Consider the following 18,702-nt stretch of genomic DNA (forward strand, 5'->3'; position numbering starts at 1 on the left):
AATGTAATGGTTACAGTTAAAAATGTGGTTGAATTATTTTTCTACAGAGATCAACAGCATCATTGGTCTGCGGAGTTCTTCTTTCATTTCAGAGATTTCTTTTAACATTTCCTGACTTGGTTCCGGTTCAATGATTTCTTTAATTTTAAAACCATGCTTCAACAGGGTATTCAGATAAGAAGTTAAAGTTCTGTGATATTTAATAACGTTTTCTCCCAAGAATGTGGTATTTCTTTTTCCTTCCATGAAATATTTGTCGACGGGCCAGCAGCTTTTTTCTCCGGATTGATCATAAACCCAGTCCTGGCTTCCTTCCGCTGTAAAAACAGGATGTTCTACAGAAAAGACAAAACAACCACCGGAATCTAACCATTGATAAATATTCTTGGCAATAGCATCAAACGATTCTATATAATGAAGGGTGAGTGAGCTTAAGATAATATCAAACTGTCCGGAAGGATAGTTTACATCTTCCAAAGCTTTTCTTTCATATTGAATTCCTTCCAGATTATTAATTTCCTGAGCTTTTGCCAGCATCTTTTCTGAGAGATCAATTCCTATTACCGATTTTGCTCCATTTTCTATGGCGTACCGACAATGCCACCCGAAGCCACAGCCCAGATCAAGCACATTTTTACCTTTGAAATCAGGTAACATACTTTTCAGAGCATACCATTCCCCGGCACCTTCTAGTCCTAATTGGGATCGTAACATTTTCTCGTACTGATCAAAAAATGATGGGTTGTCGTATTTATTTTCTTTCATGGGATGTAGGATTTGCTATTGTTGTATAAAATTACAATTATTAGCCGAGTTGTTTTTAAGTTTAAAAACAAAAATCCTTTAAAGAATAAAGGATTATAAGTTATAGATGTAAGATCGTTTTATTTTTGACTTTCGCGTAATGCACGAATTAATTCCTGGTTTCGCTCATTAGCTCTTTCATTATTCAGAGACATTACTGCCCAGATTGCAGCAGGAAGCCACCCAATCAATGTGATCTGAAGAATAAAGCAGATAATTCCGGTTAAGACTTTTCCACGCACAATAAATGATAAAAAGGGAAGTACAATAGCTAAAAACATGATGTATATTTTTGAGGTTATATGAGTTAAACAAATATATTGATTTTCAGTGTAATGAAGATAATTGACAGATGATTAATTCTGAATGTGCTTATTCCATAATTCTTCTGCATATTTCCTAAAAGTTTCAGGACCTTCTTTAAAGGCTTTGTCAAAAGTAAAGGTTCCTCCTTCAAACATAGGCTCATTATTGTCATTGATTCCATACTGAATTCTAGATTCTCCACGCATGGCAAACTTTTTATTGCCTTCATACATAATGATTTTCATGTCAGAAGGGCTTACATCACCATGACAAACGGTTTTATACATCATCCAGACTTCGGCAATTCCGTTGTGGTCCAGATCGGTTACGCTTAAAGTATTTTTCACAAACTCAGCCACAATATCCACGGGACAATCTTTAATGTAATCATAAACTTTCCATACCTGTTGACTGTTCTGTAATGAATAGCAATGAGCAAAAACCTCTGCATCACTGCTGTCATCAAATTCATGCGGAAGATTTTCATTTCTATAAATTCCCGTCTCAGAAGTAATGACAATATATTCACCTGTTTTATCTTTCCATCGGAACCCATCTCTGAAATTTCCTTTATATTCTATTGTTGATGGAATTTTTGCAGAATCAATTCTTGTAGCAATTAGGGAATCTGTTTGTTGGGTTTGGGTGATTTCGGGAGAATTGTTTTGTTCAGGAGAATCTTTCTTTTCCTTTTTACAACTCAGCAGAAACATGAAGGGAATAGAGTAAAGAAAAGCTTTTTTCATGTGTTATTTTGTTTGTTGGTCTGATAACAGGGCTCGAACCTGTGTCCTCCCGGTCCAAGAGCCAGGCGCTCTGCCACTGAGCTATATCAGATATTAGGATAGATGCAGGGCTCGAACCTACGTCCTCCCGGATGAAGAGCCGGGTGCTCTGCCACTGAGCTAATCTATCCTTTATTTCTTTTTCAGAGTTTCCCTGAAAAATATTTATTCTGTCTTAAAATCTTTGCCAGAAAAGGATTTGAAACGGTTACCCCATGCACGAGTTCCGGAGTTGGTTTAAACTGGCTTACTCCATGAGTACGCGGTGCAATCCAACCTGATTTTTCTGGATCAAGATCGACTTCCTTACAGGCTTTAACGATCATTTCCCTGTTACAGAAAGCTTTTTCCAGAAAAACTTCCCAAGGCAACGGTACTATATTCCAAACTTCTGTGTTCGGATCTATTTTACCTCCTGAAGATAGATGCCATGCAATGACATCGGCAGCCATCAGGCGCATTACTTTCCCGAAGCAAATATCATCAAGGACAAAATCCATATCTAAAGCATAGATCAGATTCATCCAATTATCTCTTGCTTTATTCCATGCACCGGCTGTATTATTCCATGTCGTAGAATCGTTGCCTTTTTTTACAGCCATGGTTTTTCTGTAGATATCATTTTCATTCCAAAGCTGTTCAAGGAAATCCGAAAGTTCATTAAGAATGGTGGTCCATTTTCCTAAAAGCTTACCTTTCTGCTCATCACTGAGATGCTGTAAAACCTTACTGTCAGAATAAATATAGGAAATTGCTTCCCAATTGGCAATATCCGGGTTCTTCAGACATCTGCTGAACAACATTTCACATATTTCATCAAATGGTCTTTCCTGACTTTGATTGGTAAATGTACTTCTTGCATTACTTCTGGCATTAAAATAAGCAATAAAACATGCTGAATTAAGGTCTTTACTGAAATTCTCAAAATTGATAGTATGGGAAAGTCCATGTTTGGCGATCTTTTGAAGTTCAATTTTTTTTGATTCGTGAATGAATTTCTGAAGACGGATCTCAATTCGTTTTAAAAGTCTCCATTTCTTGTTGTAATTTCTTTTCGAAATATCCAACCCTGCAAGTTTCCTGAGATCTTTATTGAGACGGTCATCTTTAAAATTATTTTCTCCGACTTCTTTATGAATTAATGGGGAAACTTCTTTTAAAAATGCTTCAATTCCTTCCGCATGATGATAACCGAAATTTTCTTTTTCATCAAGTTTAAAGATCTCAACAGCTTTTTTAATTTGTTTTTCAGCACCAATTGCCTGTCCAAAAGTTTCAAGCATAGAGGTATAACCATAGACACTGTTTTTCAGAGAACGATTGGCAGCCTTACTTAAAGTAGCAATTTCATGAATGGCTAAGTGACCTTTCATTAAATCAACGATCATATGCGCAACATCCTCAGGACGGTAGCGTTGATCTAAAGTTTTGTGAAGCTGTTCAATGGTACTCATGTCTTGCTGTTTTCAATTTTATTTGCTGACAACCAGTTCTTTGATCGTTTTATCCGTTTTCAACAAATCTTCCTGTGGAATCTGATGATTAAGATACGTGAAAAGTAAATTGGAAACCCAATTGTTTTCAATATTGTGAATATCATAAGAGCTGATCAGTCCAAAGTCATCAGAAATATAAGCTGCAAGTTCAGATGATCCAGTGGCTTTAAAAATAGATACAAAAATTTCTTTTCGGATTTGAGTTATTACATCCTCTGTTTCTTCATCCGCCACTTTTTCTTCTACTGCATGGTAAGCTTTCATCCATGCATCAGAAAATGCTGAAGAATCTCTATTGTCCAGGATTTCGTCAATCTTTTCCGAGTCAATAGTATGGAGAATAGTTTTTAGTGATTCATTAAAAGCTGCTTCCAGTTTATTTATTTTTTCTTTCATTATTTAAACAGATCTTATTCAAAAAGTCTTAACGGGATTGCGGTTCGAAATACGCTTTAAAGGTAAGAGGGTTCTCTACTTTTTCTTCAACATCTTCAAGATATTCTAAATATTCTGACTGATGTTTTTCCATATAAATCATCACAATAGCCAGATTTACAAAAAGATTTTTATCTTCAGAACCTAAATTTAAAGCCATTGTCAGATATTCCAGAGCTTTTTCATTTTCACCTATATCAGAATAGATTGCACCGATATTAATTAAGGCTGAAGTATTTTCAGGTTCAATCAGAAGAATCTCATCCAGTTCTTTTATTAAAAGTTCATTGAGCTCATCCCAATGGTCTTCATTTTCCCATCTTTTAGCTTGGAGTTTTTTTATATTTTCTAACCTTTTTGTTATCGTATTCATAATTTAAAATTAGTGAATTATTTTTCTTCCCTATAATCGTCTTTGTCCTTTATGATGAGTGAGTCAAATCAGAATATCTGATGAAAATTTTATCTGAAACTGAAATATCATTAAAGGTGTTTTTAATTCTGTATTGTAGACAAAATTCCATTATTGAAATACAGATAGGTTCCAAATCCATAAACCCATTGCTCATGAGCATATCCTTTCATGGTGATTCTGTTGATATCCAAAGGTTCACCCCAAGCAAGTCTGCACATTTCCATATTCATTCCTATGGCAACTTTATTGTCGGCAATTAAATTTCCTATTTTTGCGCCATATGTATTGATATACAATTGTCTGGATTTTTTATCTTCCTCAATACGTTTTTGCTCATCTGCCTTTTGCTGCTTTATCTTTTCAGCTTCTGCTAATTTCTTTTCCTCCTGAATTTTATCGTATTGTGCTTCAGTAATGAAAGAGCTGCGGAGTTGATCGATATCTAAGACAATGGTATTATTTTGATTTGTAAGGTAATAAAGTGGTTTTAAATATTTAGCTTTATTGGTATCGGTTAAACTTAAGTCTTCACAAAACCATTTTTGATTCTGTTCGATATTTACTATGTCACCAGTTTTGCTATTCACCAAATTGGAAATACTTTTTGTAGCAACTAAATTTTGACCAACAAAATCCTTTTTTGCTTTTTCAAAGTAGGGAACCAGAATGAAAGGATAGTCTCCAAAGTTTCTAGCTTCATTTACATTCCAGTAAAGAGTGTCATTCGTTTGTTCTTTTTTCAGCTTGATTCTTAATTCGGCAGTTTGGAGAGATAAATCCGATGGAAGATCTTCCAGCTTTTTGAATTTCTTATCCTGGGAATATTTGTCCCTTCCTTCTATTTCGAGTATCGTAAAATACTTTGATTCTACAGCAGATGGTTTTGTAGCTGCATATCCATAGATTACTCCATCCGTATGATCTGTTTTTACAGAAGTAAATTCCGGCAAATAAATATTGGTATTTAATTTGTCAAGATCTTCATATTGTTTGAGAGCCCTCTCATACTGATCTTTTGCGGCTCCCGAAAGCCCTTTTCCTCCATTAAAAGCTTTATATATGATAATATCATTGAAAGGAATTTTCCCAGGCTTTTTCAATGAAGTTTCTTTATCAGTTGTTAAATAATCAATAAAATTTTTATCGCTTTGAGACGGTGTGAATTTAGTAGATTTTGGTTTTAAGTAGACTTTGTATCCTAAGTATTGTTTATAATCAATAAATCTTTTTTGTTGCTGAATATTTGATAAGCTGTCAAAAGATTTTGGCTTATAATACGGTTTTTCAACTAAGCTTTCGTTTCTGATTGTAATTTGTGAATAGACGAAATTCGAAATAAAAAGTAATAGAAATAGTATCGTTTTCATAATTGTTTTTATGAGGCGAAACTATAAAAAATAGATAATAAATAAAATTAATATTGGTACTTTGTTTTAAAGTCCAGCCCATTTTCATACTTAGCCGGATTATAAAATGTCATAATTCCGATATCAGAATTTAATTTTTGTTTTAAATCATTTAAATAAGCTTCAGCTAAAGCAATGGTGCCATTAACTGTTAAATTAAATATGGTTTTATTATCGTCAGTTATATCTACACCAAACAAAATTTTATCAGGATTATCAACATATTGATTCCAATAAAATGTTTGAGCAATATCATTTGTATTGACAAAATATACTATCATTTCTTCTTCACTTCCAAAGTCTTTTTCATCATCATCATTTCTGAAAGCATACTCCAAATTCAATACTTTGTACTCAGGCAAATAAAAACTTCAAAAGCTTAAAAATTTTTTCAAATGATTTTTCATCATAATAAACCTAGCAGACAATATCTCTGATAATTTCCATTGATTCTATATTAAATTAAAAACCATTAAGCTTTAATAAGTCTTAATGGTTTTCAATATTATTTTTTATCCAAATGCTCTTTTCAATAAACTTTCCACCTTCGGCTCACTACCTCTGAAGGCTTTATACAGCTCCATAGGATCTTTTGTACCACCGGAAGACAGAAGTACTTTGTATTTTGAGGCAATTTCCGGATTGAAAATTCCGTTTTCTTTAAAATACTGGAACGCATCAGCATCCAATACTTCTGCCCATTTGTAAGAATAATATCCTGCAGAATATCCGCCCTGGAAAATATGTGAAAAGCTAGGACTCATCGCTGTTTCAGGGTTGGTAGGATATAGCGCTATGGCTTTGGTGTATTTATCTTCAAATTCTTTTACACTTTCATGTTCAAGTTCGTTGACCTTCGTATGATAATTCATATCCAGTAATCCGAAACCTAGCTGTCTTAAAGTCTGATAGGCTTCCATGAAGTTTTTAGACTGTTCTATTTTTTCAATTTTCTCATCCGGAAGAACTTCTCCTGTTTTATAATGTTTTGCAAACGTTTTCAGGAACTCAGGCTCATAACAGAAATTTTCCAAAAATTGTGACGGAAGTTCCACGAAGTCCCATTTCACAGAAGTTCCTGAAAGAGTAGGATACTGGGTGTTTGCCATCATTCCGTGAAGTGCGTGACCAAATTCATGGAATAAAGTCGTTACCTCCTGAAATGTTAATAAGCTAGGCGTATCTTTTGTTGGCTTACTGAAGTTACAAACGATAGAAATATGCGGACGTGAGTTTTCTCCATTCTGCTGATACTGGTTTTTATAGCTGGTCATCCATGCACCCGCTCTTTTTCCTTTTCTTGGAAAATAGTCTACATAGAGAAGTGATTTATAATCTCCATTTTCTTTTACTTCATACACTTTTACATCTTCATGGTATTTCGGAATATCATTTCTCTCTTCAAAAGTTAACCCGAATAACTTTCCAGCCAATCCAAAAACAGCATCCTGCACCTGGTTCAATGGGAAATAAGGTTTTAATTCCTCATCATTAAAATCATACTTTTCTTTACGGAGTTTTTCAGCATAAAAAGAGTGGTCGTAGCCCTGCATTTCGTCAATACCATCAGCTTTAGCCAAAGATTTCAATTCTTCAATTTCTTTATCAGCGTATGGTTTTGCTTTGGTTAAAAGTTCATTTAAAAAGTCAAAAACCTTTACCGGAGATTTTGCCATTCTCTCTTCCAATACAAAATCTGCGTAATTTTTATATCCTAAAAGTTCAGCTTTCTGTTGTTTTAAAGTAAGAAGTTCTTTGATCAGGTTTTGATTATCATATTCTCCGCCATCAAAAGACTTTTTACCGTTTGCCAGCGCAAGTTCTTTTCTAAGCTCACGATTTTCTGCGTACGTCATGAAAGGAATATAGCTTGGATATTGTAATGTAACTACCCAGCCTTCAAGATTTCTTTCTTTTGCTTCCTCTGCATACTGATCAATAATGGCTTCCGGAATTCCTGCCAATTGTTCCTTATCCGTAATATGTTTGAAATAAGAATTCGTAGAAGCCAGTACATTTTGTCCGAACTGTAAAGATTTTACAGAAAGATCCATACTGATTTTCTTTAATTTTTCCTTGTCCTCTTCATTTAATAAAGCACCGCTTCTTACAAAGCCTTTGTAGGTTTCATTCAAAAGCATTTCCTGCTCTTCATTAAGATTATATTTTTCCTTTTCATCATATACCTTTTTGATTTTGTTGAAAAGAGCTTCGTTTTGAGATATTTTTGAAGAATATTCCGTTAAAATAGGAGAAACTTCCTGAGCAATTTGTTGAAGCTCATCACTGGTTTCTGCAGAATTTAAATTGAAAAAAATATTGGAAACCACGTCTAATTGCTCACCGGAATAGGCAAGAGCTTCGATAACATTTTCAAAAGTAGGAGCATCAGGATTGTCAACAATAGCATTTATTTCTGCTTCTGACTTCTGAATCAATTCCTTAAATGCCGGAATATAATCTTCATTTTTAATGTCACCGAATGGTGCCGAGTGATATGGAGTATTAAATTTTTCTGTTAAAATATTCATTTTTCGATTTTTAGTTAAACGTAAATGTAAGAATTCATCGGGGAATCCCTGTTCAAATGCACAAAAATAATGCCCGGAAACCGAATTATGACAAAAATGCCTTACCTTTAAATAATCTTGTCATATGGAAAGAGGGAGTGATGTGGGAATATTTAATTTTGAAAAACAAATCTTAGATTCATTTAAAATAAATAACCTTAAATAAATAGACTATGAAAACACTCTTAAAATTTATCGGCATCATCATTCTGCTGGTTATTGTATATGCTGTCATTGCCATGTTGGCTTTCAGTAAAGATTATCATTATGAAAAATCTATTGTCATCAATGCTCCTAAAGAAAAAGTATGGAAATATATAGGTTCCAATAAAGGAATAAATGCATGGAATCCTTTTGCTAAAGGAGACCCTAATATTCAGATTACATATTCTGGAACAAGCGGGCAGGTAGGTGATACTTACAAGTGGAAAGGAAATGAAAAAGTAGGTGAAGGTGAGCAGACGGTTACGGATATCATTCCGAATGAAAAACTTGGTGCAAAACTTCATTTTATCAAACCATTTGAAGGAGACGCAAAAATCGCTTTCGTATTAACCCCTGAAGGAAATGGAACCAAAGTAACCTGGATATTTGATAATGAAATGAATACAATCATGAAGCCCATGAAACCGATGATGGATATGAATATGAATAAAATGTTCAATCAGGGACTTGAAGACCTGAAGAAACTATCAGAAAAATAAACAAAAAGCCTTGTAGAACTCTACAGGGCTTTTTTATGGCGAATTTTATCTTCTGTGGTTACAATTACAGGAATGATGTTTACAATGATTGCAATGATGACTATGCATTAGATTACTGACTAAAGCGTTCTTAAAATCATCTGTAGTCGTATTCATGCTATCATTGCCCTGACCTTTTGGATTCGGACCATATGTATTGATCCCATAATCACTATCTCCTAAGATCATCAAGAAAAAATACCCGGGAATAAACTGATATAAACCGCTGTTACCTCTGTCATGACACCTTCTTGCACCTCTCAATAGAATAAACGCAAATAACGGAAGGGATAATAACTTAAGCGGTTCTTTGATTCCTACCGGTAAATTATAGTTTTTATCAATCCACGATAAAGGATAGCAGATTGCTGCAAATATCATTAATGAAATAATATATTCTCCTCTGGTGATTCTGCCTTTGCGGGAAAATTGGTTTAGAATTCTATGGATCATTAATTAGTTTTTACAGAAGCACGAAAGTATAAATTATTATTTTAAAAAATATTATCTTTATATAAAGAATCGATTTATGGAGAAGATTGTATTTGAAAAAAGTGATATCAGAGACTTTGTGAAAACTACCATTGCAGAGAAAATTGAGAAGCTTAAAAATTTTATCGAATTTACTCAGGAAGCCAGTCGGGATATTAAAAAGACACCAAAGTACGACAGCATGAGGGAAGAAATGCAGGAGGAAATCTATCAGATGCAACGGCAGCTTGGCGCTTTGAATGATCTGAAAAGAAATATGGCAAAAGTACTGAATAACGCTACAGAAAGAATTCAGCTGGGATCTTTGGTAATTACCAATAAAGCCCGTTTTTATATTTCCGTTTCATTAGGTGAATTTTTCTTTGAAGGGGATCGCTTTTATGCCATTTCCCCGGAAAGTCCTATGGCAAAAAAAATGATGGGAATGAAATCCGGAGATGAATTTACTTTGAATAAAATTCACCAGAAAATAGTGGAGGTGTTATAATTTTTTATCGTCAATAATGAATTTTGCTTCGCAAGTGAATTGTGAATGATTTGACTGACAGAATTGATAAGTGAAGCAACTGACTATTCATCACTAATATTTACCAGTCATAAAACTTTTATTCAAAAATCCCTTACGTAACAGCTCGTACCCCGAACCCCATATCAAAATCTTATCTTATCCTCCTGAAAATTAACTTACATGTTGTATTTTTGTCTCTATGAATAAAGCAGAAGTTTTAAAAGAAATTATAGAACAAAGAAGAAGTATTTTCCCAAAAGATTATACAGATGCGGAAATCTCTCAGGAGATTATTGATGAAATTTTACATTCAGCGACACTTGCTCCTAATCATAAGCGTACGAAACCTTGGCGTTTTAAAATATTCAAAGGAGAGGAAAAAGCACAACTGGCTTCAGAAATGCAGGCTATCTATAAGGCTACTCAGCCTGAACAACTTTTTTTGGAGAAAAAGTATAATGATATCGGCTTTAAAATCAATAAAGCAAATGTTATCGTTTCCATAGTTGTTAATTTCAGTGGAATGGTTCCTGAATGGGAAGAGATTGCGGCAACATCTATGGCGGTTCAGAATATGTATTTAAGCTGTACTGCTAATAATATAGGTTGCTACTGGAGTTCCCCTAAAATTGTTGATTATCTTAAAGAATCCTTGACAATAGAAGAAAACCAGAAATGTCTGGGGCTTTTCTACATGGGAGAAGTATAATGAATGTACCAATATAATAATGTAATAATAAAGTTCCTGAAAAGTAGGTTTAAAATATTGTTACACTGTTAGATTGATAAATTGTTACATTTATTAATTGTTCAATTAGAATTTTTGTTTATCTTTGCACTCTTAAATATTTAACTGGGACGAGCTCCCGTAAAATTCAAACATTATGTCAGTAAAAATCAGATTACAAAGACACGGTAAAAAAGGAAAACCTTTCTTCCACATCGTGGTTGCAGATTCTAGAGCTAGAAGAGATGGTAGATTCATCGAGAAACTAGGAACTTACAACCCAATTACTAACCCAGCAACTATCGAGTTGAACGTTGATTCTGCTGTACAGTGGTTAAACAACGGTGCTCAGCCTACTGATACTGCTAGAGCTATTTTATCTTACAAAGGTGCTCTTTACAAAAAACACTTACAAGGTGGTGTTGCTAAAGGTGCTTTTGATCAAGCTGAAGCTGAAAAAAGATTTAACGCTTGGTTAGAAGCTAAAGAATCTAAAGTACAAGGTAAAGTTGAAGGTTTAGCTACTGCTAAAGCTGATGCTAAGAAAGCTGCTTTAGACGCTGAAGTAAAAGTAAACGAAGCTAGAATCGCTGCTGCTGCACAAGCTGAAGCTGATGCTAAAGCTGCTGAAGAAGCTGCAAACGCACCTGCTGAAGAAGTTGCTACAGAAGGAGAAGCTGCTGCTGAAACTGAAGAAAACACTGAAGCTTAAGAACATTTCCTGTTATGCGTAAAGAAGATTGTTATTTGTTGGGGAAAATTACACGCAGACACGGACTTGCGGGCAACGTTATTCTTAAATTGGATACCGATCAGCCCGAGCTTCCGTTGGCTACATTACCTAAACTTTCAGGAAAACAATTTTATTATCACGAAATCATCGGATTTGAAATCTTTGATGAAAATGATAATAACTGTGGAGTGATCAGATCTGTAAACGATCAGACGGCACAGGTCTATTTCATTACCAATCTGGATGGAAAAGAAGTGGTAATTCCTATGATCAAAGACTGGATTCTTGAAGTAGACAGAGAAGAAAGAACCATTAAAATGGTGCTTCCTGAAGGTCTTATTGATGTTTTTCTGGTTCCTTCTAAGAAAGACGAGTAATTTCTTTTTAATGATGGTCGATTTCTTTGTTGCTCATCCATTTATTCATAAATAATTTTCATCATTTAAAAACTGATTTCAATTGTGTGTTGATTTTCAGGAATATTTCTATTGAGAACATTTAAAATATAATTAAATGTTTAAATCTTTTGTGATGACTTTTCAGAGTAAAGAATTTTTATAAAACCTGCTGTAAGAATACAACCTAAAGTAGTCATCATTACATCATAAATATCCATAGGAGAACCCATAAAAAACTGAATAACTTCCCAAAGTATTAATCCAAAAAAAGTAAATAATATTGAAAAGATTAATTTTTTTGAAAAGGAAGAATCTGTACGAAAAAGAAGTTTGTAGAATACAAATATTGATGCGCAAATTCCAGTAGCTGCGAAAAAATTAGGTAATGTTATAATCATGATAAAGAGTTGATCAGATATTATAATTTTTGATTTAAATTTTCAATCTGTTCATACATTTTATTAAAGAATATCTTTCTTTCCCTGTTTCCGGATTCATTCAATGATCTTGAATTTTTGATCTGATGTTCAAAATAGCTTAAAGAATCTTCACAGGTAATTTTATCATTGGTCATCATGTATCCAAACATACTGAAAGGGATAAAGAAAGAACACTGCTGTTCATTTTTAAACAAAATACTGTTGTTCAAAATCACAAGATCATTGATGTAAATCTGAAAATTAGATTTTTCCAAAGTTTTATTTTCTAAATCCATTAGTAATTTCTTCAGGTCTTCAAGAATCAGCTCAATATCATTTTTTCTTAGCAGACCCATTTCAGAGTAAAAAGTAATCTGTCTTAAAGCACTCAGGATAGTAGTGTCATTCCAAATTTCTGTAACATTTTGCTTGTCATATAGGTCTTTAAGCATGTCATTTTTAATAGAATGATATTGCATATTAAACTCATGAAAAGGACTTAAAAACTTATCCTGATTCAAAAGATTCATCCAGACATAAAATTTGAAACGGGACAAGACAGAATCTGAAATGGTATAGAAAAAAGGAATGTCTTTAGCTGAATAGTATACTTTTGAATTGGTAATATCCTGAAATGCATCCAGAATTTTAAGTGAATTTTCAAAGTAATTTAAAAGATCCTCGGTAGTTTTTACAGGTTGTGTTCTCTTAACAACCAATTGATTTTCCGTACCTAAAAACTGATCCAGAGAAATTTGATAATATTTTGCAAGTTCCAGTGCTTCTTCAAAACTGAATTTTGCTTTTTGTGAAGTCCTCCTGTGAGCAGCATCATAGCTGATATTAAGAATATTGGCAATCTCGTCGTTTAGTGATCGGTCTCCAATTTTTCTCCGGATTTCTTTTAATAAAGCTTCCTGGTGCATAGTTTTGTGATTTTCACAAATGTAGTATTTTTTTTAATGTGTTTTCACATTCAGAAATCTGTATTGGGCGGATAATTTTGAGCTATAATTTTTAAAGTTAGAAGTTATGAAGACACAATTTTTTTTAATACCAATACTTTTATTCAGTAGCATGATCTATGCATCAGACGTTCTAAAAGTAGATTCTTTAAGACCCAAAGTTTTTGGATTTTCGCCGTCAAAAAATGTGAAAAATATAAATGGTGTTTTATTCAAATACTTTGAAGAGGATGATGGTCTCATTCCCAAGAAAGTAAACGGACTGGTTATGGGAGCAAATATAGTAGGCATTTTTTATCCTTTTTTACTGGCTTTTAATTTACCGGATGCATTAAGCAAAGGAAGTCTAAACGATGACTATGAAATTGTTTCTGAAAATAAAATGAATAAAATCAACGGGCTTCAGTTATCTCTTATTAATATGGAGCCTACAATAACTAATGGTTTGGAGATCAATGTTTCAAGTAATATTAATTCATATGCCATCACCAATGGAATGGCTGTTTCTCCACTTTATAATTTACATCATGAAATAAAAGGTGTATCTGTAGCTCCTTTTGCGAACGTCGGGCAGAAATGCAGAGGACTTCAAATATCATTGTATAACAGTTGTGAGGATTTTCGGGGAATACAGATCGGAGCGTGGAATGAGAACGGAAAAAGAAAATTACCCTTTATCAATTGGAATTTTAGAAAACAAAAAACTCAAAAGCCATGAAAAAGTTTGCTTTAATAATAGTATCAGTGATAATGATTTTTAGCCTGAATTCTTGTGTGAGTTTTAGAAAATCAATGATTAAGGATGATTTGCTGGAAATAAAAACGGAAAACGTTCACATGATTGACGGAGAATATGAGTACAATGGATACGAATATGTAAGGAATGATAATGTAAAGTCAGGTACAGCAGGGAATGTTGGGGATATACTTGATGTGCAAAGTCCATTGATTAATACTTGTGATCGGTTGAGAATAAAATCTGTTCCGTTGATGAAAGACAAAATGTATGAAATTCAATTTATCTTTTTAAAGGAAAATGAGGTCAAATATCTTTTTAAATATGATGCTGAGCTTAAAAAAGGACTGCTTTTACTTAAAAACTACACTTCAAAATGCCATGGAGTTCCCTATTTATTAGGAGGCTGTCAGGTTTCTCAGTCAAGAATGGGATTGACAAAAAATAAAAATCTTCTTATTCAGAAATATAAGGATAATAGTGGTGCTTTACTGCTTTTCTTCTGGTCCGGATACACAATTAATTATGCAGAAAAATATAAAAGAATTAACCAATGAAAACAATATTTTTAATAATAGGTCTTTTTCTAGTTCAAGGAATGGCATATGCACAAGATTCTCTTGTTGCTACAAAAAGCAAGGTTATTTCAATAACACCTTTGAGTGGAAAAATAAAAGAAGTAAATGGGCTTGCTGTAGGGTTGGGCGGAAGCCTTATGGATAATAGTAGATACAGCCAGAAAATTAATGGTTTTAATCTGGAAATTAATCCTTTAGGGCTTGTTATCTGGATGTTTTATGATCCATCAAAACCGAGAGATGATAGTAGTTTGCTTACTGTAAACGGATTTAATATTTCAAGTGCAGGATATGGCAGAGAAGTAACTCATCACGGACTTTCTGTTTCCCTTTATAATTATAGCAAGAAGGTAAGTGGCGTTTCAGCTTCAGGACTTATGAATTATATGGATAAAGGAAATGGTGTATTCATTTCAATGATAGGGAATAATGTAGATGTATTAAAAGGTGTGAGCATATCTGCTTTTAATTCATCAGGTAAGATGGAAGGGGTACAAATAGGTGGTTTCAATGGGGCAGATGAAATAAAAGGAGTTCAGATAGGGGTGATTAATAAGTCTAAAAAAGGGAAGGGACTTCAGATAGGGCTATGGAACAAAAATGCCAAAAGAAGCTTTCCTATCATTAATTTTTAAAAACATAAAAGATTAAAAAGTAGGTTTTAATCTCTTCTTCCTAAGCTGCAGGAAAGAGTAAAAAATAAACAGTTTTATTCATTGAATACATTAAATAATTGATAAATGATTTTTAAAGACGGCGCAATCATCAAGTTGCGCCGTTTTTTTGTAACTTTGCAACCATTAATTTTTATACAAAAATTTATTATCAACAAATGAAAAAGCAAACGATCAAAGAAATCCTAAAGGATTACAAGAAAGTATTACATCATGACATTACAGTTTACGGATGGGTAAGATCATTCCGTGCTAATCGCTTTATTGCACTTAATGATGGTTCTACGATTAATAATTTGCAGATAGTTGTTGATTTCGAAAATTTTGATGAAGAACTTATCAAGAATATTAGCACAGCTTCTTCTCTTAAAGTGGTAGGTGAAGTAGTGGAAAGCCAGGGAGCAGGACAATCTGTAGAAATTGTTGCTAAAAAGATCATTATTTTAGGAGATAACTTTACAGAAGAGCTTCAAAGCACCATTCTTCAACCTAAAAAACACAGTTTAGAGAAACTTCGTGAGCAGGCACACTTAAGATTCAGAACCAATTTGTTTGGGGCTGTTTTCAGAGTACGTCACGCAGTAAGCTTTGCCGTTCATTCATTCTTCAACCAAAACCAGTTCTTCTATATCAACACTCCGGTTATTACAGGAGCTGATGCTGAAGGAGCGGGAGAAATGTTCGGAGTTACCAACTTCGATCTGAATAATATGCCAAGAACAGAAGAGGGAGAAATTGATTTCGCTCAGGATTTCTTTGGTAAGAAAACCAACCTTACGGTTTCAGGACAGCTTGAAGGAGAAACTGCTGCTATGGGATTAGGAAGAATTTATACATTCGGACCTACTTTCCGTGCTGAAAATTCAAATACAACAAGACACCTTGCAGAATTCTGGATGATTGAGCCGGAAGTAGCATTCAACAACCTTGAAGATAACATCGACCTTGCGGAAGATTTCTTAAAATATGTGATCCAGTATGTATTGGATAACTGTAAAGACGATCTGGAATTCTTAGATAACCGTTTTGCAGAAGAGCAAAAGACAAAACCGGAAAAGGAAAGAGCAAAAGAAGGTCTTATCGAAAAACTTCAGAATGTAGTAGCAAAGCGTTTCAAACGTGTAAGCTATACAGAAGCTATCGAGATCTTATTGAACTCAAAAGAAAACAAGAAGGGGAAATTTGCTTATCCTGTTGAGAAATGGGGAGCTGATCTTCAGTCTGAGCATGAAAGATATCTTGTAGAAAAACATTTCGAATGCCCGGTTGTATTGTTTGATTATCCAAAAGAAATCAAAGCTTTCTATATGAAGCTGAACGAAGACAACAAAACAGTTGCTGCAATGGACGTTCTTTTCCCAGGTATCGGTGAAATCATCGGTGGATCAGAAAGAGAAGCAAGATTAGATGTATTAAAACAGAAAATGGCAGATATGCATGTAGATGAGCACGAACTTTGGTGGTACCTTGATACCCGAAAATTCGGTTCTGTGCCGCATGCAGGCTTCGGTTTAGGATTGGAAAGACTGGTTCTTTTCGTAACAGGAATGACAAATATCAGAGACGTAATTCCTTTCCCAAGAACGCCGAAAAGCGCTGAATTCTAGAAGAATAAAAAAAAGCCTTAACATTTTGTTTAAGGCTTTTTTTATTTATTAATAGTTTATTATATTAGATGTATGAAGCAAAAATCATGCTAAATGTACTTTTTGTCAAATAAATTTATTAAATTCGTAGAATATGTTATGTTAAAACGCCAATATTAATATGCTTAAACAACACTTACAACTCAAATTAGGACAGAAGCTGGCACCTCAGCAGATCCAGTTAATGAAGCTTATTCAGCTTCATACTCTTGAATTTGAAGAGGAGTTGGAGAGGGAGTTAGAAGAAAACCCTGCTTTGGAAATTGCAAAGGATGATTCTAAGGAAGATGATTATTCTTCATTAGAAGACGCTTATCAGGATGAGGGTACAGAAAGCATTGAAACAGACTTCGACGTTAATGAGTACATCTATGACGACGAACCAAGCTATAAAACCGCGTCCAGCAACTACTCTCCGGATGATGAGGAATTTGATAATGAAAGTCTTTTAACAGAAGGACAGTCATTATATGATTACCTGATGGAACAGATTCATCTGGTAAATATCAGTGATGAAGATCTTAAAATTGCAGAATATTTGATCGGAAACTTAGATACTGACGGGTATCTGAGAAGAGAGATCAAATCTATTGTTGATGATCTGGCTTTTTCCCAAGGAATCTACACTACCAAAGAAAGGATAGAGGATATATTAGAAAATTATGTTCAGAAGCTTGATCCGCCTGGTGTGGGAGCGAGAGGACTGCAGGAATGTTTGCTATTGCAGATTGAAAAGAAAGTAAGTTCAGACAAAGCTGTTTCTTTAGCTGCCAATATTCTGAGATATCAGTTTGATGCTTTGACAAATAAGCATTACAATAAGATTATCCAGAAATATGATATTGAAGAAGATGATCTGAAGGATGCGCTGGATGAAATTTCAAAACTGTCACCAAAAGTGGGAGGAAATTTCGATACCCAAACGATTACCATTAACCAGGAAATTATCCCGGATTTTGTGATCCAGGTGAAAGATGGACAGGTAATTCCTATGCTTAACAGTAAAAATGCTCCTACTTTAAGAGTTTCGGAGGAATATAAAGACATTCTTACTACCTATTCTCACGATAAAAACTCTTCTGAGCATAAACAGGCAGCTTTGTTTATCAAGCAGAAACTGGATGCTGCAAAATGGTATATTGATGCAATTAATCAGCGTCAGAATACATTATTGCAGACGATTACAGCTATCGTTAAGTTTCAGAAAGATTACTTTATTACGGGGGATGAGAAATCTTTAAAACCAATGATCTTGAAAGATGTTGCAGATATTACAGGTTTTGATATTTCTACGATCTCAAGAGTTGTGAAAAGTAAATATGCTGATACTCCAAACGGTATTGTTTATCTTAAAGATCTGTTCTCGGACAGCTTAACGAATGATGATGGGGAAGAAGTTTCTACAAAAGAGATTAAAACACATCTTCAGGAAGTGATCAGCAAAGAGAATAAGAGAAAACCATTAACGGATGATGCCTTAGTGGTAATTTTAAAAGAACAGGGTTATAATATTGCAAGAAGAACGATTGCTAAATATCGTGAACAGCTCAATATTCCTGTAGCAAGATTAAGAAAAGAACTTTAAAGAATAGAAAAAGCATTTCAATTTGAAATGCTTTTTTGTTTGTATTGGGTATCATTGAAAGTGGGGTTGTTTATTAATGATTGTTTTCATGAAACCACCCCGTCAAAAATTCTTTGAATTTTTGCCACCCCTCCAGAGGAGGGGAATATACGGTCCTTCAACTGTAATATTCATTATAATATCAATAAAATAAGAGATTTTCAATAACTTAAGTGCCCTTCTCAAACAGTTAGTAGTACCTTAAAATAACTAAAGTGTTCAAAAACTTTTGTGACTTTGTG

22 protein-coding genes and 2 tRNA genes are annotated in these 18,702 nt (G+C 34.0%); 10 read left to right on the forward strand and 14 right to left on the reverse strand.

Translation table 11 applies throughout. The features are described 5' to 3' along the window. Positions 1-33: 33 nt before the first annotated feature. The 11 genes from AC5YGG_RS09865 to AC5YGG_RS09915 form a co-directional block, all read right to left on the reverse strand. Complete coding sequence (locus AC5YGG_RS09865; protein WP_496144343.1) at positions 34-765, reverse strand: methyltransferase domain-containing protein; 732 nt, start codon at positions 763-765, stop codon at positions 34-36. Positions 766-884: 119 nt separating this feature from the next. Continuing rightward, entirely contained in the window at positions 885-1,085 is a 201-nt protein-coding gene (locus AC5YGG_RS09870) for a YqaE/Pmp3 family membrane protein (RefSeq protein ID WP_496144344.1), read from the reverse strand. 75 nt (positions 1,086-1,160) lie between these two features. After that, entirely contained in the window at positions 1,161-1,856 is a 696-nt protein-coding gene (locus AC5YGG_RS09875; RefSeq protein WP_496144345.1) for a M949_RS01915 family surface polysaccharide biosynthesis protein, read from the reverse strand. Positions 1,857-1,874: 18 nt separating this feature from the next. Beyond that, a tRNA-Lys gene (locus AC5YGG_RS09880) sits at positions 1,875-1,947 on the reverse strand. 4 nt (positions 1,948-1,951) lie between these two features. After that, positions 1,952-2,026, reverse strand: a tRNA-Lys gene (locus AC5YGG_RS09885). A gap of 12 nt (positions 2,027-2,038) precedes the next feature. Beyond that, positions 2,039-3,349 carry a hypothetical protein gene (locus AC5YGG_RS09890; protein WP_496144346.1) on the reverse strand — a complete coding sequence of 437 codons (1,311 nt, stop codon included), beginning with the start codon at positions 3,347-3,349 and terminating at the stop codon, positions 2,039-2,041. Between the two features lie 18 nt (positions 3,350-3,367). After that, positions 3,368-3,787 carry an immunity protein PIM1 family protein gene (locus AC5YGG_RS09895; RefSeq protein WP_496144347.1) on the reverse strand — a complete coding sequence of 140 codons (420 nt, stop codon included), beginning with the start codon at positions 3,785-3,787 and terminating at the stop codon, positions 3,368-3,370. A 28-nt stretch (positions 3,788-3,815) separates the two neighbouring features. Then, positions 3,816-4,199 (reverse strand): hypothetical protein, encoded by a 384-nt coding sequence (locus AC5YGG_RS09900; RefSeq protein ID WP_496144348.1) that lies wholly within the window; start codon positions 4,197-4,199, stop codon positions 3,816-3,818. Between the two features lie 122 nt (positions 4,200-4,321). Further along, positions 4,322-5,608: a hypothetical protein gene (locus AC5YGG_RS09905; protein ID WP_496144349.1), complete on the reverse strand. Its 1,287-nt coding sequence runs from the start codon at positions 5,606-5,608 to the stop codon at positions 4,322-4,324. Positions 5,609-5,655: 47 nt separating this feature from the next. Continuing rightward, a complete protein-coding gene (locus AC5YGG_RS09910; RefSeq protein ID WP_496144350.1) occupies positions 5,656-5,985 on the reverse strand; it encodes a hypothetical protein in 330 nt (109 codons plus the stop codon). Between the two features lie 174 nt (positions 5,986-6,159). After that, positions 6,160-8,178 (reverse strand): M3 family metallopeptidase, encoded by a 2,019-nt coding sequence (locus AC5YGG_RS09915; RefSeq protein ID WP_496144351.1) that lies wholly within the window; start codon positions 8,176-8,178, stop codon positions 6,160-6,162. A gap of 212 nt (positions 8,179-8,390) precedes the next feature. Here AC5YGG_RS09915 and AC5YGG_RS09920 point away from each other — a divergent pair, with 212 nt between their 5' ends. Next, on the forward strand, positions 8,391-8,921 hold the full coding sequence (locus AC5YGG_RS09920; protein WP_496144352.1) for an SRPBCC family protein: 531 nt from the start codon (positions 8,391-8,393) through the stop codon (positions 8,919-8,921). A gap of 45 nt (positions 8,922-8,966) precedes the next feature. Here AC5YGG_RS09920 and AC5YGG_RS09925 read toward each other — a convergent pair whose 3' ends face one another. Further along, the gene (locus AC5YGG_RS09925) at positions 8,967-9,413 is read right to left on the reverse strand and encodes a DUF805 domain-containing protein (protein ID WP_496144353.1); all 447 of its coding nucleotides are present in this window, start codon (positions 9,411-9,413) and stop codon (positions 8,967-8,969) included. 76 nt (positions 9,414-9,489) lie between these two features. On the opposite strand from AC5YGG_RS09925, the gene AC5YGG_RS09930 reads away from it, so the two are divergent. The 4 genes from AC5YGG_RS09930 (at position 9,490) to AC5YGG_RS09945 (ending at position 11,797) form a co-directional block, all read left to right on the forward strand. Further along, positions 9,490-9,939 (forward strand): hypothetical protein, encoded by a 450-nt coding sequence (locus AC5YGG_RS09930; RefSeq protein WP_496144354.1) that lies wholly within the window; start codon positions 9,490-9,492, stop codon positions 9,937-9,939. A 220-nt stretch (positions 9,940-10,159) separates the two neighbouring features. Beyond that, positions 10,160-10,669: a nitroreductase family protein gene (locus tag AC5YGG_RS09935; protein WP_496144355.1), complete on the forward strand. Its 510-nt coding sequence runs from the start codon at positions 10,160-10,162 to the stop codon at positions 10,667-10,669. Positions 10,670-10,844: 175 nt separating this feature from the next. Next, complete coding sequence (locus tag AC5YGG_RS09940) at positions 10,845-11,399, forward strand: 30S ribosomal protein S16 (RefSeq protein ID WP_438562902.1); 555 nt, start codon at positions 10,845-10,847, stop codon at positions 11,397-11,399. A 14-nt stretch (positions 11,400-11,413) separates the two neighbouring features. After that, positions 11,414-11,797 carry a ribosome maturation factor RimM gene (locus AC5YGG_RS09945; RefSeq protein ID WP_496144356.1) on the forward strand — a complete coding sequence of 128 codons (384 nt, stop codon included), beginning with the start codon at positions 11,414-11,416 and terminating at the stop codon, positions 11,795-11,797. Positions 11,798-11,937: 140 nt separating this feature from the next. On the opposite strand, the gene AC5YGG_RS09950 is transcribed toward AC5YGG_RS09945, so the two are convergent. Both AC5YGG_RS09950 and AC5YGG_RS09955 read right to left on the reverse strand, forming a co-directional pair. Then, positions 11,938-12,216 carry a hypothetical protein gene (locus AC5YGG_RS09950; RefSeq protein WP_496144357.1) on the reverse strand — a complete coding sequence of 93 codons (279 nt, stop codon included), beginning with the start codon at positions 12,214-12,216 and terminating at the stop codon, positions 11,938-11,940. Positions 12,217-12,236: 20 nt separating this feature from the next. Further along, a complete protein-coding gene (locus tag AC5YGG_RS09955) occupies positions 12,237-13,163 on the reverse strand; it encodes a helix-turn-helix domain-containing protein (RefSeq protein ID WP_496144358.1) in 927 nt (308 codons plus the stop codon). A gap of 106 nt (positions 13,164-13,269) precedes the next feature. Here AC5YGG_RS09955 and AC5YGG_RS09960 point away from each other — a divergent pair, with 106 nt between their 5' ends. From AC5YGG_RS09960 to rpoN, 5 genes are all read left to right on the forward strand, one after another. Next, a complete protein-coding gene (locus AC5YGG_RS09960) occupies positions 13,270-13,920 on the forward strand; it encodes a hypothetical protein (protein WP_496144359.1) in 651 nt (216 codons plus the stop codon). A 74-nt stretch (positions 13,921-13,994) separates the two neighbouring features. After that, positions 13,995-14,495: a hypothetical protein gene (locus tag AC5YGG_RS09965; RefSeq protein ID WP_496144360.1), complete on the forward strand. Its 501-nt coding sequence runs from the start codon at positions 13,995-13,997 to the stop codon at positions 14,493-14,495. Continuing rightward, on the forward strand, positions 14,492-15,151 hold the full coding sequence (locus tag AC5YGG_RS09970; RefSeq protein WP_496144361.1) for an LA_2272 family surface repeat-containing protein: 660 nt from the start codon (positions 14,492-14,494) through the stop codon (positions 15,149-15,151). Before AC5YGG_RS09965 ends, AC5YGG_RS09970 begins: the two co-directional genes overlap by 4 nt. Before the next feature lie 197 nt (positions 15,152-15,348). Further along, on the forward strand, positions 15,349-16,797 hold the full coding sequence (gene asnS, locus AC5YGG_RS09975) for an asparagine--tRNA ligase (RefSeq protein ID WP_496144362.1): 1,449 nt from the start codon (positions 15,349-15,351) through the stop codon (positions 16,795-16,797). 160 nt (positions 16,798-16,957) lie between these two features. Further along, positions 16,958-18,421, forward strand: coding sequence for an RNA polymerase factor sigma-54 (gene rpoN, locus AC5YGG_RS09980; RefSeq protein ID WP_496144363.1), 1,464 nt, complete (start codon positions 16,958-16,960; stop codon positions 18,419-18,421). Positions 18,422-18,702: the final 281 nt, after the last annotated feature.

This window comes from Chryseobacterium sp. CS2K3, from assembly GCF_059515185.1.